The following is a 13,013-nucleotide window of genomic DNA, read 5'->3' on the forward strand; positions in this document are numbered from 1 at the left end:
GCTGCTGAGCCGGGGCCCATTGTGTCGAGATGGGTCCCGGCTCTGCGGAGCACCGCTGCGCGCTGCTCCGCGTCCGGGACACGAGATCGATTATGCAGGAGGCGTGCCGTTGGCGGCAAGCACCGGGCCGGCGAGGTACAGCGAACCGGTGATCAGGATGCGCGGCGGTACCTCGTAGGCGAGCGTGGCGAGCCGCTGCAAGGCAGCGTCGACGCCACCAGCGATCTCGACACGCATCCCGAGCGCACGCGCGGCGTCCGCCAGCTTGTCCGGCGCCATGCCGTTGTCGCGGCCGGGCACCGGGACCGCGATGATGTGGCGCGTCAGCCCGGCGAAATTGGCGAGGAAGGCATTGGCATCCTTGTTGGCCATCATGCCTGTTATCACGACCAGCGGCCGCGACACCCGCTCCTCGAGATCGCCGAGCGCTGCGGCCGCAACGCGGCCGCCCTCGGCATTGTGTCCGCCATCGAGCCAGACCTCGGAGCCCTGCGGCCCCTGGCAGACGAGCGTACCGGAGGCCAGCCGCTGCATCCGGGCCGGCCATTCCGCATTGACGATGCCGGCCTCATAGGCGGCGATGTTGAGCTTGAACGTGTCGATCGCGCGCAATGTCGCGATCGCAAGGCCGGCATTGTCGAACTGGTGCCGGCCGAACAGCTTTGGCGCGGCCAGATCCATCAAGCCGCGCTCGTCCTGATAGACCAGCCGGCCGCGCTCGACGCTGACATGCCATTGCTGGCCGGCCGCATGCAGCGGCGCGCGCATGCGGTTCGCCTCCGCCTCGATCACGGCCATCGCTTCCGGCGCCTGCTCGGCAGAGACCACCGGCACCTTGCGCTTGATGATCGCGGCCTTCTCGCCGGCGATCAAAGTCAGTGTGTCGCCGAGGAATTCCATGTGATCCATGCTGACCGGTGCGATCACCGAGGCGAGCGGCGTCTCGACCACATTGGTCGAATCTAGCCGGCCGCCGAGGCCGACCTCGAGCAACGCGACGTCGGCCGGATGCTTGGCGAACAGGCAGAACGCGACGGCGGTTTCCATCTCGAAGATGGTGATGGGGTTGCCGGCGTTGATGCGCTCGCAATCCTCGAACGTCGCGCGCAGCTCATCGTCGCCGACGAGCTTGCCGCCGCCGACGGCGCCGAGCCGGTAGCATTCGTTGAGCCGCACCAGGTAAGGCGAGGTGAAGACGTGCACGCGCAAGCCTGATGCCTCGAGGATCGCGCGCAGATAGGCGATCGTCGAGCCCTTGCCGTTGGTGCCGGCGACATGGATCACCGGCGGCAGCTTTCGCTCGGGATGATCGAGCCGCTCCATCAGGCCGCGCATGCGATCGAGGCTGAGATCGATGCGCTTCGGATGCAGCGCCGATATCCGCGCGATCAACGCCTCGAACGAGGCCTGCGATGGGGCGGCGCTTGCGGTCACGCGTGCGGCGCGGCCGGCACCGTCTCCGGCGCCGTGACGATCTGGGCCGGCTCGGTGACGGCGACAGTTGGCTTGGAGGCGGTTTCAGGCGCCGGCGACTTGGTCAGCAGGCGGCAAAGCCGCGCCAGCGTGGACTTCATCTCGTGGCGATGCACGACCATGTCGACCATGCCGTGCTCGCGCAGATATTCGGCGCGCTGAAAACCTTCCGGCAGCTTCTCGCGGATGGTCTGCTCGATCACGCGCGCGCCGGCAAAGCCGATCAGCGCGCCGGGCTCGGCGATCTGGATGTCGCCAAGCATCGCATAGGAGGCGGTGACGCCGCCGGTGGTCGGATTGGTCAGCACCACGATATAGGGCTGCTTCGCCTCGCGCAGCATCTGCACGCCGACCGTGGTGCGCGGCATCTGCATCAGCGACAGGATGCCTTCCTGCATCCGCGCGCCGCCGGATGCTGCGAACACGATGAAGGGCGACTTCTTCTCGACCGCGAGCTCAAGCCCGCGCACCATCGCCTCACCGGCGGCCATGCCGAGCGAGCCGCCCATGAAATCGAAATCCTGCACCGCGACCACGACGCCAGCGCCTTCGAGCTTGCCGTAGCCGACCTTGATCGCGTCGTTCAGCCCGGTCTTGGTGCGGGCGTCCTTGATGCGGTCGACATACTTTCGCTCATCGCGGAATTTCAGCGGGTCCGCCGTCACCTCGGGCAGCGCGACGTCGAACCAGGTCTCGTTGTCGAAGACCGACTTCAGCCGCGCCACCGCGCCCATGCGCATGTGGTAGTTGGAGCCGGGGATTACGAACTGGTTGGCCTCGACGTCCTTGTAGAACACGAGCTGTCCGGAATCCGGACATTTGATCCAGAGGTTTTCCGGCGTCTCGCGGCGCAGGATGTTGCGGATCTTCGGCCGGACGACGTTGGTGAGCCAATTCATGGTTCGCTCCGAAATGCGGGTCGGTCCCGCACCAGCTGGATATATGGCGGGCCGGGCGAACCCGGCAAGCCGCCGTCGGCGGCCTTGTTGCCGCAAAATGTGGCTTATTCAGCGGCCTGTTTGGCGCCCCGGACCCCCTGCGCCAGCGCGGACACCAGGTCCGCGACCGCGCTCACGGTCTTTGGCGTCGCGCGGCCCTCGGCATCGAGGCTCCCCCGCACCACGTCGACGATCGCGGTGCCGACCACGGCGCCGTTGGCGTTTTCGGCGATCGCGCGTGCCGTTTCCGGGGTGCGGATGCCGAAGCCGACGCAGACCGGCAGCCTGGTGTGGCGCTTGATGCGGGCGACGGCTTCCGAAACCGCGTTCGAATCGGCAGTCGCAGCGCCGGTGATGCCGGTGATCGAGACGTAGTAGACAAAGCCCGAGGTGTTGGCGAGCACCGCCGGCAGGCGCTTGTCGTCGGTGGTCGGCGTCGCCAGCCGGATGAAGTTCAGCCCGGCCTTCATCGCGGGGATGCAGAGCTCGGTGTCTTCCTCCGGCGGCAGGTCGACGATGATCAGGCCGTCGACGCCGGCTTCCTTGGCATCGGCCAGGAAGCTGTCGACGCCGTAGATGTAGATCGGATTGTAGTAGCCCATCAGCACGATCGGCGTGGCATTGTCGTCCTTGCGGAAGTCGCGGACCATCGCCAGCGTCTTGCGCAGCGTCATGCCGCCCTTGAGCGCACGCAGGCCGGCGGCCTGGATCGACGGGCCATCGGCCATCGGATCGGTGAAGGGCATGCCGATCTCGATGACGTCGGCGCCGGCCTTCGGCAGCGCCTTGAGGATGTCGAGCGAGGTCTTTGCGTCGGGATCGCCGGCCATCACGAAGGTGACGAAAGCGGAGCGGCCCTGCTGCTTCAGCGCGGCGAAACGTGCGTCGATACGGGTGCTCACTTCTTCCTGCCCTTCAAGATGTCGCCGACCTGCGGCACGTCCTTGTCGCCACGGCCCGAGAGGTTGACCACCATCAGGTGATCCTTCGGCCGCTGCGGCGCGAGTTCGGAAAGTTTCGCGATGGCGTGCGCGGATTCCAGCGCGGGGATGATGCCCTCCAGCCGCGACAGCAGCTGGAATGCGGCCAGCGCCTCCTCATCGGTGGCCGAGAGATATTTCACGCGGCCGGTCTCGTGCAACCAGGCGTGCTCGGGGCCAATGCCGGGATAATCGAGGCCCGCCGAGATCGAATGCGCTTCCTCGATCTGGCCGTCGGCGTCCATCAGCAGATAGGTGCGGTTGCCGTGCAGCACGCCGGGACGGCCGCCGGCGAGCGAAGCCGCATGCAGCTGCGTCAGTCCATGACCGGCCGCCTCAACGCCAAAAATCTCGACCGAGGGATCGTCCAGGAACGGATGGAACAGACCCATCGCATTGGAGCCGCCGCCGATGCAAGCGACCAGCGAGTCCGGCAGGCGGCCCTCGGCCTCCTGCATCTGCTTGCGCGTCTCGTGGCCGATGATCGACTGGAAGTCGCGCACCATCATCGGATAGGGGTGCGGACCCGCCACCGTGCCGATGCAATAGAAGGTGTTGTGAACGTTGGTGACCCAGTCGCGCAGCGCGTCGTTCATCGCATCCTTCAGCGTGCGCGCGCCCGACTGCACCGGGATCACCGTGGCGCCCAGCATCTCCATGCGGATCACGTTCGGCTGCTGCCGCTCGACGTCGACCGCGCCCATATAGACCACGCATTCGAGCCCGAAGCGCGCGCACAGCGTCGCCGTCGCCACGCCGTGCTGGCCGGCGCCGGTCTCGGCAATGATGCGCTTCTTGCCCATGCGGCGCGCGACCATGATCTGGCCGAGCACGTTGTTGACCTTGTGCGAACCGGTGTGGTTGAGTTCCTCGCGCTTCAGATAGATCTTCGCGCCGCCGAGATGCCCGGTGAGCCGTTCGGCGAAATACAGCGGCGACGGCCGGCCGACATAGTCCTTCAGATAGACGTTCATCTCGGCCTGGAATGCCGGATCGGCCTTGGCGTCGGCATAGGCCTTTTCGAGATCGAGGATCAGCGGCATCAGCGTTTCCGCGACGAAGCGTCCGCCGAAAATACCGAAATGCCCGCGCTCGTCGGGACCGCTGCGGAAGGAATTGGGCAGGTTAGGATTCATCGAACCATCAGTTCTTGGGTTGCGCGTGCGGCGCGGATGAAGGCGCGGATCAATTCGGGATCCTTGACGCCGGGCGTGCGCTCGACGCCCGACGAGACGTCGACCCCGCCGGCGCGGGTGACGCGGACAGCTTCAGTGACGTTCTCGGCATTGAGCCCGCCGGAGACCATGTAGGGCAGCGCGAGATCGAGATTTTCAAGCACGTGCCAATCGAAGGGCGCGCCGAGGCCGCCCGGCCGCGTGGCATCCTTCGGCGCGCGGGCGTCGAACAGAATGCGGTCGGCGACGCTGGCATAGCCCGGCAGCGGGGCGAGGTCGGCTGCGGTCTCGACCGGCAGCGCCTTCATCAACGGCAGGCCGAATTTCTGCTTGAGATCACGCAGCCGCGCCGTGGTCTCCTTGCCGTGCAGCTGCAGGACATCCGGACGCAGCGTCTCGACGATGTTCTCGATGGTGGCGTCGTCGGCATCGACAGTCAGCGCGACCTTGACGGCGCGGCCCTTGGCCTGCTTGCCGAGCTCGCGCGCGGTCTCGAGGCTGATATGGCGCGGCGATGGGGCAAAGAACACGAACCCGACCATGTCGGCGCCGCCCTCAAGCGCGACGTCGAGCGTCTCGCGCGTGGACAGGCCGCAGATTTTGACGAGCAGGGGCATGGTCTCGAAACGGGGCTTCAAAACGGGTTTTCGGGCGGCCGGAACCGGGGTGCACCCCGGTCCGACGGGGCGGGTTCTACAACGTCGCGCCCTGCTTGTCTCGCCCATTGGGCCCGTAAAACCCGAGCTGCCCCGGCGCCGGGCGGCGCTGCGCGTCATCCCGGGAGGCGGCGGCCCTGAGGTCGGCGAGCTCCGAGCGGACTTGGCGGGCGTCGGCCTCGTGCTGCCGGGCCGCGCGGCGCCAGCGCCCCTGCCTGAACCAGGTCGCGATGCCGCCCGCGAGCACGCCCAGGATCGCGGAGACAATGATCACGACGAACAGCGGCAATGTGACCGCAACCACAGGCGTCACAGAGTTGAAGGGATCGAACGACACCGTCACCCAGTGACGGTTGGCGACCGCAAAGATGATGAAGATCAGTCCGAGCGGAATGACGACCAATGCCGTGAAGAACTTTCGCATGACCATCTCTCGCAGCGATGGAGGCAGTGCGGGCAGATCGCCCGCAACACGGCAACGCGTGACGTCGCGCGTTAGGCGTCGGCCTTGTCAGGCGTCAGCTTTGGGCGCGTCGACCTTGGAGGCTTCCGCGTCGGCGTCGCGATTGAGGCGCTCGCGCATTTCCTTGCCGGTCTTGAAGAACGGCACGCTCTTCTGATCGACCGGCACATGCTCGCCGGTTCGCGGATTGCGGCCGGCACGCGCCGGGCGATGCTTCACCGAGAATGCGCCAAAACCGCGCAGCTCGACGCGGTCGCCACGCGCCAGCGCCGCAACGATTTCGTCGAGAATCGCATTCACAATGTTCTCGACGTCCCGCTGGTAGAGGTGCGGGTTGTGCTCGGCGATACGCTGAACAAGTTCGGATTTGATCATCGAAAATGGGATCCGGGCTCTTGCGGAAACCCATTTCCGTGAAAATGCCGTGCACTGTCAAGACGCTAAATCGATTTAGAGCGTCGGGAAATCACGTGACAAATAGCCCAATTGGGGCATGCGGCGATTCCCGCAGAGCGGGAATACCCTGATGAGTACGCGTTTGACAGCTGGCTAGTCGGTTCCCATCGGGCTCCACAATGCCAACATGCCGTCGAGCCCGAATCGATCGACCGCCTGGGCCACGCCGCCCTGCTCGATCCGCCGCGCGAAGCCGCCGAGGCCGAACGCATCGAGCGTCACGGACGCCGCCGTGCGCAGGAAGGTCAGGTCGCTGAATCGCGGATTAAGCTTGTAATTGCGCACCGGCAGGTCGCTTTTGACCTTCTTCTCCGCAACCAGCCAGGCGATCGCGGTCTTCTCGTCCCCGAGCTGATCGATCAGCTTGAGATCGACCGCCTGCCGGCCGGTGAAGACGCGGCCGTCGGCGACCTTCTCCAGCAGGGCGTCATCCATGCCGCGCCGCTCCTTCACCAATCCACGGAACCAGGCATAGGAGTCCTTGACCAGACCGTCGATCGCGGCGCGGGCCTCCGGGCTGGTCGGCTCGAAGCCGTTGGGCGCCGCCTTCAGCGGCGAGGATTTGATCTCCTCCATCTTCACGCCGACGGTCTTGAGCAATTCGGACACGTTCGGAAACTGGAAGAGCACGCCGATCGAGCCGACCAGCGAGGTCTGCTGGGCGACGATATGATCGGAGGCGATCGCCGTGATGTAGCCGCCCGAGGCCGCCAATCCCTCGACCACGACGACAAGCGGCTTCTTCGCCTTCAACTGCACCAGCGAGTCGTAAAGCTGCTCGGAGCCCGCGGTGGTACCGCCAGGCGAATTGATATGCACGACGACAGCCGCATAGCTCGACTTGCCGAGCCGCTCCAGCGCCTCGACGCGCTCCTGATCGCTGCGGATCAGTCCGTCGATACTGACGCGCGCGATCGCGTTCGAGGTCGCAAAGGTGCCGCGCCCGCCGGCGGCGATCACGCCCACGCCTACGATGGCCGCGATCGCAATGACCGCAGCGGCGACGCGCCAGAACGTCAGCTTGCGCCTGATCCGGCGGCGGTCGACGATCACGTCTGAATCCAGCGACATCCGATCTCTCCAGAAATGGTCAGCGCGCAATCGACGCCTTTTGCAGTCGCAGCGTCACTATCAGCTTAGCCAAATACATCAATTGCGACGCAATATGAAGAAAACAAGGCCCGCGACATTGCCCGCATTGTAGCCCGGAAGAAGCGAAGCGTAATCCTGGAAGGCCTTACCGCGGGTGCAGAGCCCCGGATTTCGCTGCGCTGCATCCGGGCTACAAGACAAAAAGGCCCCGGCTTTCGCCGGGGCCCCAATCGTCTCAATCGAACGAGCCTTACTTGTCGGTGCCGCGGTTCTTCAGCGCGGTGCCGAGGATGTCGCCGAGCGTCGCACCCGAATCGGAGGAGCCGTACTGCGCGATGGCTTCCTTCTCTTCTGCGACTTCCAGCGCCTTGATCGAGACCTGCACCTTGCGGGCCTTCTTGTCGAACTGGATGACGCGGGCATCGACCTTCTCGCCGACGGCGAAGCGCTCGGCGCGCTGGTCGTTGCGGTCGCGGGCCAGCTCGGACCGCTTGATGAAGGTGGTGAACTCGGTGCCCGAGATCCGGACCTCGATGCCGCTCTCCTTCACTTCGAGCACTTCGCAGGTCACGACCGCGCCCTTCTTGACGTCGCCCGGCTCGGCGAAGGGGTCGCCTTCGAGCTGCTTGACGCCGAGCGAGATCCGCTCCTTCTCGACATCGACATCGAGCACCACGGCCTTGACCATGTCGCCCTTCTTGAAGTTGTCGATGACCTGCTCGCCCGGAAGCTTCCAGTCGAGGTCGGAGAGATGGACCATGCCGTCTACATCGCCGTCGAGACCGAGGAACAGACCGAACTCGGTCTTGTTCTTGACCTCGCCTTCGACAGTCGAGCCGACCGGGAACTTCTCGACGAAGACTTCCCAGGGATTGCGCATGGTCTGCTTGAGACCGAGCGAGATACGGCGCTTGACCGAATCCACTTCCAGCACCTGCACTTCGACTTCCTGCGAGGTCGAAACGATCTTGCCGGGGTGCATGTTCTTCTTGGTCCACGACATCTCGGAGACGTGGATCAGGCCTTCGATGCCCGGCTCGAGCTCGACGAACGCGCCGTAGTCGGTGATGTTGGTGACGCGGCCGGTGAAGCGGGCACCCAGCGGGTACTTGGCTTCGATGCCCTGCCACGGATCGTCCAGCAGCTGCTTCATGCCGAGCGAGATGCGGTGCGTCTCGTGGTTGATCTTGATGATCTTGACCTTCACCGTCTGGCCGATGGTCAGCACCTCGGTCGGGTGGTTGACGCGGCGCCAGGCGATATCGGTGACGTGCAGCAGGCCGTCGATGCCGCCGAGATCAACGAACGCACCGTAATCGGTGATGTTCTTGACCACGCCGTCGATCACCTGACCCTCTTCGAGGTTCTGCACCAGCTCCTGGCGCTGCTCGGCGCGGGTCTCTTCGAGAACCGTGCGGCGCGACACCACGATGTTGCCGCGGCGGCGGTCCATCTTGAGGATCTGGAACGGCTGCGAGTTGTTCATCAGCGGCGCGACGTCGCGGATCGGACGAATGTCGACCTGCGAGCGCGGCAGGAACGCCACCGCACCGTCGAGGTCGACCGTGAAGCCGCCCTTGACCTGGTTGAAGATGACGCCGTTGACCTTTTCGTTGTTCTGGAACGCCTTCTCGAGCTTGCCCCAGCTCTCCTCGCGGCGCGCCTTGTCGCGCGACAGCACGGCTTCGCCGAGCGCATTCTCGATGCGGTCGAGGAACACCTCGACTTCGTCACCTACCTTCAGATCGCTTTCACGGCCGGGGCCGGCGAATTCGCGCAGCGCGACGCGGCCTTCGGTCTTCAGGCCGACGTCGATGACGGCCATGTCCTTCTCAATTGCAACCACCTTGCCCTTGATGACCGAGCTTTCCTGCAAATTGCCGCCGGCAAAGGACTCATCAAGCATCGCGGCGAAATCGTCGCGGGTCGGGGTATAGGAAGACACAGTATTCGAAGCCATTTGTTCTCCAGTGCGGGATCTTGCCGGCCGTTCGGGTTGATGGGCGCACCGCGCGTGAAGTGTCAGGGTTCCGCAAACCCTGACGACCGCTTGTTGCAGGAGGCGCAACAGCGGGCCGGCAGCATGACTGCACGTTCGGTACGTTTGAATTGTCCGGAGCCTGAAACGAAAATATCGACTTCAAGACCTGGGAGCGGGCGTTCCTCCAGATGCGGCGAGGGCTAAAACCCGGCGCCGGCCCGCTCAGACATGGCCTCGACATGGTCGATGGCGCTCCGAACGGCGCTGATATAGCCCCGGAGGTCATTTTGGGCAAGCTGGAAATGCCCGATTTACGGGCGCTTAAGGCTGATCGCGCCCGCGGCTGCGCCTCAACGCCTTGTTGACCGCATCGCGCGAAATGCGACGCAGGAGGGGCGCCCTGGAACCCGCCCTTAAGCAGCCCCCCACTACGATGGCACCGTTAAAAACAGGGGGACGACCAATGAAAAGCTTTGTGGTGCTGGCGGTGTTTGCCGTCCTGACGATTGGAAATGCCGTCGCCGCGCTGCCTCGAGCCGTACCGGCCGGGCACGCCGCGTCGGCCCAAAAAGTGCAGCCGCTTCTGACCATGGCCGAGCAGGAACTGCCGTTCGACCGCTACTGGTCCAAGAACTAAACCAAGAACTGATCCAAAACTGATCCAACTGGTCCTTGCCGGACCCGGAGCGCGATGATCCGTCATCGCGCTTTTTCTTGTCCGAGCCTCGCCGGATCAGCGCCTGGCGCGCGCCGCCTCGACGATCGCGATGGCGGCGCGGACGCCGGCCTCGATGTCGAGGTTGGAATTATCCAGCGTGTGGGCGTCCGCCGCCGGCCGCAATGGCGCAATCGCCCGGTTCTTGTCCCGATCGTCGCGCTTGAGAATGTCGGCGAGCACGGCTTCCTCGTCGGCGTCCTCGCCGCGGGCGCGCGCCTCCAGCGTGCGCCGCCGCGCCCGCACCCGGGGGTCGGCAACCACGAAGATCTTCACGTCGGCATTCGGACAGATCACGGTGCCGATGTCGCGCCCATCGAGCACCGCACCGGGCGGATCGGCGGCGAATTGGCGCTGGAAATTCACCAGCACCTCGCGCACCTCGGGAATGGCCGACACCACCGAGGCGGCATCGCCGACCTTCTGGGTCTTCAGGATCGGATTGCCGAATTTTTCGGGATCGAGCTCGAGCGCCGCGGCCACCGCCAGCACCTTGTCGCCGAGATCGGCACCGGCGGCGATCATGGCATAGGCCACCGCGCGGTAGATCACGCCGGTGTCGAGATGGCGATAGCCGTAGTGGTGGGCGAGCCGCTTGCCGAGCGTGCCCTTGCCCGAGGCGGCGGGTCCGTCGATGGCGATGATCATGCGAAGTCAGCTCCGAGCGCGCGCATCATCGGAATGAAATCCGGAAAACTGGTGGCGATGAAGCCGGTGTCGTCGATCTTGACCGGCCGATCGGACGCGCAGCCCATCACCAGCGCCGACATCGCGATGCGGTGGTCCATATGGGTCGCGACCAGGCCGCCGCCCGGAACATGGCCGCGGCCCTCGACGATCAGGTCGTCGCCGGAGACCTCGACCTTGACCCCATTGACCCGCAGCATGTCGGCGGTGGCTTCAAGCCGGTCAGATTCCTTGACGCGCAGCTCCTGCAGGCCGCGCATGATCGTGGTGCCCTCGGCGAAGGCGGCCGCAACCGCCAGCACCAGATATTCGTCGATCATCGACGGCGCGCGCTCCGGCGGCACCTCGACGCCCTTCAGCTTCGAGGCGCGCACGCGCAATTGCGCCATCGGCTCGCCGGCATCGCCGCGCACATCGCTCTCCTCGATCGAGGCGCCCATTTCGCGCAGCGTGGTGAACAGCCCGGTGCGCAGCGGATTGGTCATCACGTCGGAGAACACCACGTCGGATCCCTCAACGATCAGCGCCGCCACGATCGGGAACGACGCCGAGGACGGATCAGCGGGCACCACGACATCGGCCCCGTGCAGCTCGGGCTCGCCGTTCAGCGTGATCCTCCGGCCATGACTGCCTTCCGTCTCCGAGGAGATCTCGGCACCGAAATGCTTCAGCATCAGCTCGGTATGGTCGCGGCTCGCCTCCTGCTCGATCACGGTGGTAATGCCGGGCGCGGACAGCCCCGCCAGCAGCACCGCGGACTTGATCTGGGCCGAGGCGACCGGCGTCTTGTAGACGATCGGCACCGGATAGCGGGCGCCATGCAGGGTGAGCGGCAGCCGGCCGCCCTCCCTGATGTCGCTGGTCCGGGCGCCCATCAATTCCAGCGGGTCGAGGATGCGGCGCATCGGCCGCGTGCGCAGCGAGGCGTCGCCGTCGAAGATGGCCGCGATCGGACAGCCGGCCACCGCGCCCATCACCAGGCGGCAGCCGGTGCCGGAATTGCCAAAATCGAGCGCGGCTGTGGGCTGGGCGAAGCCGCCGACGCCGACGCCTGCGACCGACCAGGTAAACGGGGCCGTCCGCTCCACCTTGGCGCCCAATGCGCGCATGGATTTGGCGGTATTGAGGACGTCCTCGCCCTCCAGCAGGCCGGAAATGCGGGTTTCGCCCACCGAAAGCGCCCCCAGGATCAGCGCACGGTGGGAGATCGATTTATCGCCGGGAACGCGGACTTTGCCGGCCAGGGGGCCGCAGGCGCGCGATTCCAGCGGGGTCGGGGTGTCAGAATGGGCCAAGATTGTGTCCTCTCGCGCCGCGGCAGGTATCACATAGGCAACACCGCGTCACGCGCCCGTCACTTGCGCGCAAACCGCTATTGACAGCGGCGGCTCAACTAGCCAAGTGAAGCACCGTTTTTCAGCAAAATTCTGGGATGACCACGTTGGCCAAGTCCGAGCTCGGAACCAAGCGTATTTGCCCGACCACGGGCAAGAAGTTCTACGACCTCAACAAGAATCCGGTGATCTCGCCCTACACCGGCGAGGTCGTGCCGATCGCACCCGTGGCCCCGCCGCGAGGCCGTGGCGCCACCGTCAGTTCGCCTGCGACCGCCGCCGAGATGCCCGAGGCGGCCGAGACCGAGGAATTGGTCTCGCTCGAGGAGGCCGATGCCGAGGAGAACACCGGTAAGGTCAAGGCCGTGGTTCCCGAATCCGAGGACGATATCGAGGTCGATGAGACCATCGATGACGATGACGACGACGATTCGACCTTCATCGCCGACGAGGAAGAGGGCGATGAGGACGTGACCGATATCATTGGTGACGTCGGCGGTGATGAAGAGACTTGAGATCGGCGCCGATCTATGATCAACGGTGCTGCCGCGCGAGTCGCTTAGGCCGCGCGGGCCGGGATCGATCCCCCAGGGTCATCCCAACTGGATAAGGGGCCATAGCTCAGCTGGGAGAGCGCTTGCATGGCATGCAAGAGGTCGGCGGTTCGATCCCGCCTGGCTCCACCACGCTTCGCCCTTCGGGCTACGCGTGGCGCAGCCACGAGTTGCCTGAAGGGCGAAGCGTGGTGTCCGGCGTAGCCCGAAGGGCGAAGACGGACTGCCAAGGGTTCTATCCCCATCCGGCTCCAGCGGATGCGAATGTGGTACGTGTACATCATCCGCAGCACCAACTTCCCTGATCAGGAAGATGTTGGTGCCACCGAGGATCTGAAACGACGGATTCCCGAGCACAATGCCGGCAAATCCGCGCACACCTCAAAGTTCAGGCCCTGGCAACTCGTTTGGTACTGCGCATTCCCGGACAAGTACAAAGCCCTGGCATTCGAGAAATACCTTAAATCCCACAGCGGCCGCGCCTTCACCAATAAGCGCCTCTGACAGCT

General features: G+C 65.2%; 14 protein-coding genes and 1 tRNA gene. 4 read left to right on the forward strand and 11 right to left on the reverse strand.

Going from position 1 to position 13,013, the window contains the following annotated elements; translation table 11 throughout:
• Window positions 1-90 precede the first annotated feature (90 nt).
• From K359_RS0129015 to rpsA, 9 genes are all read right to left on the reverse strand, one after another.
• Window positions 91-1,335 (reverse strand): folylpolyglutamate synthase/dihydrofolate synthase family protein, encoded by a 1,245-nt coding sequence (locus K359_RS0129015; protein ID WP_245284751.1) that lies wholly within the window; start codon window positions 1,333-1,335, stop codon window positions 91-93.
• A 95-nt stretch (window positions 1,336-1,430) separates the two neighbouring features.
• Window positions 1,431-2,372, reverse strand: a complete 942-nt coding sequence (gene accD / locus K359_RS0129020) for an acetyl-CoA carboxylase, carboxyltransferase subunit beta (RefSeq protein ID WP_029082471.1) — start codon at window positions 2,370-2,372, stop codon at window positions 1,431-1,433.
• A gap of 104 nt (window positions 2,373-2,476) precedes the next feature.
• On the reverse strand, window positions 2,477-3,313 hold the full coding sequence (gene trpA / locus K359_RS0129025) for a tryptophan synthase subunit alpha (protein WP_029082472.1): 837 nt from the start codon (window positions 3,311-3,313) through the stop codon (window positions 2,477-2,479).
• On the reverse strand, window positions 3,310-4,527 hold the full coding sequence (gene trpB / locus K359_RS0129030) for a tryptophan synthase subunit beta (protein WP_029082473.1): 1,218 nt from the start codon (window positions 4,525-4,527) through the stop codon (window positions 3,310-3,312). Before trpB ends, trpA begins: the two co-directional genes overlap by 4 nt.
• Window positions 4,524-5,183: a phosphoribosylanthranilate isomerase gene (locus K359_RS0129035; RefSeq protein ID WP_029082474.1), complete on the reverse strand. Its 660-nt coding sequence runs from the start codon at window positions 5,181-5,183 to the stop codon at window positions 4,524-4,526. The genes trpB and K359_RS0129035 overlap by 4 nt, the downstream gene beginning before the upstream one ends.
• 76 nt (window positions 5,184-5,259) lie before the next feature.
• Window positions 5,260-5,646, reverse strand: a complete 387-nt coding sequence (locus tag K359_RS0129040) for a lipopolysaccharide assembly LapA domain-containing protein (RefSeq protein WP_029082475.1) — start codon at window positions 5,644-5,646, stop codon at window positions 5,260-5,262.
• Between the two features lie 87 nt (window positions 5,647-5,733).
• On the reverse strand, window positions 5,734-6,060 hold the full coding sequence (locus K359_RS0129045) for an integration host factor subunit beta (RefSeq protein WP_029082476.1): 327 nt from the start codon (window positions 6,058-6,060) through the stop codon (window positions 5,734-5,736).
• Window positions 6,061-6,234: 174 nt separating this feature from the next.
• A complete protein-coding gene (sppA, locus tag K359_RS0129050; protein WP_029082477.1) occupies window positions 6,235-7,212 on the reverse strand; it encodes a signal peptide peptidase SppA in 978 nt (325 codons plus the stop codon).
• A 271-nt stretch (window positions 7,213-7,483) separates the two neighbouring features.
• Window positions 7,484-9,193, reverse strand: coding sequence for a 30S ribosomal protein S1 (gene rpsA, locus K359_RS0129055; protein ID WP_029082478.1), 1,710 nt, complete (start codon window positions 9,191-9,193; stop codon window positions 7,484-7,486).
• Between the two features lie 484 nt (window positions 9,194-9,677).
• Between rpsA and K359_RS61620 the strand changes: the two genes are divergently transcribed.
• Complete coding sequence (locus K359_RS61620; protein WP_156928709.1) at window positions 9,678-9,851, forward strand: hypothetical protein; 174 nt, start codon at window positions 9,678-9,680, stop codon at window positions 9,849-9,851.
• A 96-nt stretch (window positions 9,852-9,947) separates the two neighbouring features.
• Here K359_RS61620 and cmk read toward each other — a convergent pair whose 3' ends face one another.
• Both cmk and aroA read right to left on the reverse strand, forming a co-directional pair.
• Window positions 9,948-10,577: a (d)CMP kinase gene (cmk, locus tag K359_RS0129065; protein WP_029082479.1), complete on the reverse strand. Its 630-nt coding sequence runs from the start codon at window positions 10,575-10,577 to the stop codon at window positions 9,948-9,950.
• On the reverse strand, window positions 10,574-11,911 hold the full coding sequence (aroA, locus tag K359_RS0129070; protein ID WP_029082480.1) for a 3-phosphoshikimate 1-carboxyvinyltransferase: 1,338 nt from the start codon (window positions 11,909-11,911) through the stop codon (window positions 10,574-10,576). Before aroA ends, cmk begins: the two co-directional genes overlap by 4 nt.
• A gap of 146 nt (window positions 11,912-12,057) precedes the next feature.
• Between aroA and K359_RS0129075 the strand changes: the two genes are divergently transcribed.
• The 3 genes from K359_RS0129075 to K359_RS0129085 all read left to right on the forward strand — a co-directional run bounded on the left by K359_RS0129075 (window position 12,058) and on the right by K359_RS0129085 (window position 13,008).
• Entirely contained in the window at window positions 12,058-12,465 is a 408-nt protein-coding gene (locus K359_RS0129075; RefSeq protein WP_029082481.1) for a TIGR02300 family protein, read from the forward strand.
• Between the two features lie 95 nt (window positions 12,466-12,560).
• Window positions 12,561-12,636, forward strand: a tRNA-Ala gene (locus K359_RS0129080).
• Window positions 12,637-12,768: 132 nt separating this feature from the next.
• Window positions 12,769-13,008 carry a GIY-YIG nuclease family protein gene (locus tag K359_RS0129085; RefSeq protein ID WP_029082482.1) on the forward strand — a complete coding sequence of 80 codons (240 nt, stop codon included), beginning with the start codon at window positions 12,769-12,771 and terminating at the stop codon, window positions 13,006-13,008.
• Window positions 13,009-13,013 lie beyond the last annotated feature (5 nt).

The sequence above is a fragment of the Bradyrhizobium sp. th-b2 genome (assembly GCF_000426785.1).
In the GTDB taxonomy this organism is placed as follows: Bacteria; Pseudomonadota; Alphaproteobacteria; order Rhizobiales; family Xanthobacteraceae; genus Bradyrhizobium; species Bradyrhizobium septentrionale.

Excerpts from the sequence above, each read along its gene's own strand:
- K359_RS0129015 (WP_245284751.1), bottom strand. The coding sequence starts at position 1,335 with ATGCGCGGCCTGATGGAGCGGCTCGATCATCCCGAGCGAAAGCTGCCG.
- accD (WP_029082471.1), bottom strand. The coding sequence starts at position 2,372 with ATGAATTGGCTCACCAACGTCGTCCGGCCGAAGATCCGCAACATCCTG.
- trpB (WP_029082473.1), bottom strand. The coding sequence starts at position 4,527 with ATGAATCCTAACCTGCCCAATTCCTTCCGCAGCGGTCCCGACGAGCGC.
- K359_RS0129035 (WP_029082474.1), bottom strand. The coding sequence starts at position 5,183 with ATGCCCCTGCTCGTCAAAATCTGCGGCCTGTCCACGCGCGAGACGCTC.
- K359_RS0129040 (WP_029082475.1), bottom strand. The coding sequence starts at position 5,646 with ATGCGAAAGTTCTTCACGGCATTGGTCGTCATTCCGCTCGGACTGATC.
- K359_RS0129045 (WP_029082476.1), bottom strand. The coding sequence starts at position 6,060 with ATGATCAAATCCGAACTTGTTCAGCGTATCGCCGAGCACAACCCGCAC.
- sppA (WP_029082477.1), bottom strand. The coding sequence starts at position 7,212 with ATGTCGCTGGATTCAGACGTGATCGTCGACCGCCGCCGGATCAGGCGC.
- rpsA (WP_029082478.1), bottom strand. The coding sequence starts at position 9,193 with ATGGCTTCGAATACTGTGTCTTCCTATACCCCGACCCGCGACGATTTC.
- K359_RS61620 (WP_156928709.1), top strand. The coding sequence starts at position 9,678 with ATGAAAAGCTTTGTGGTGCTGGCGGTGTTTGCCGTCCTGACGATTGGA.
- cmk (WP_029082479.1), bottom strand. The coding sequence starts at position 10,577 with ATGATCATCGCCATCGACGGACCCGCCGCCTCGGGCAAGGGCACGCTC.
- K359_RS0129085 (WP_029082482.1), top strand. The coding sequence starts at position 12,769 with ATGTGGTACGTGTACATCATCCGCAGCACCAACTTCCCTGATCAGGAA.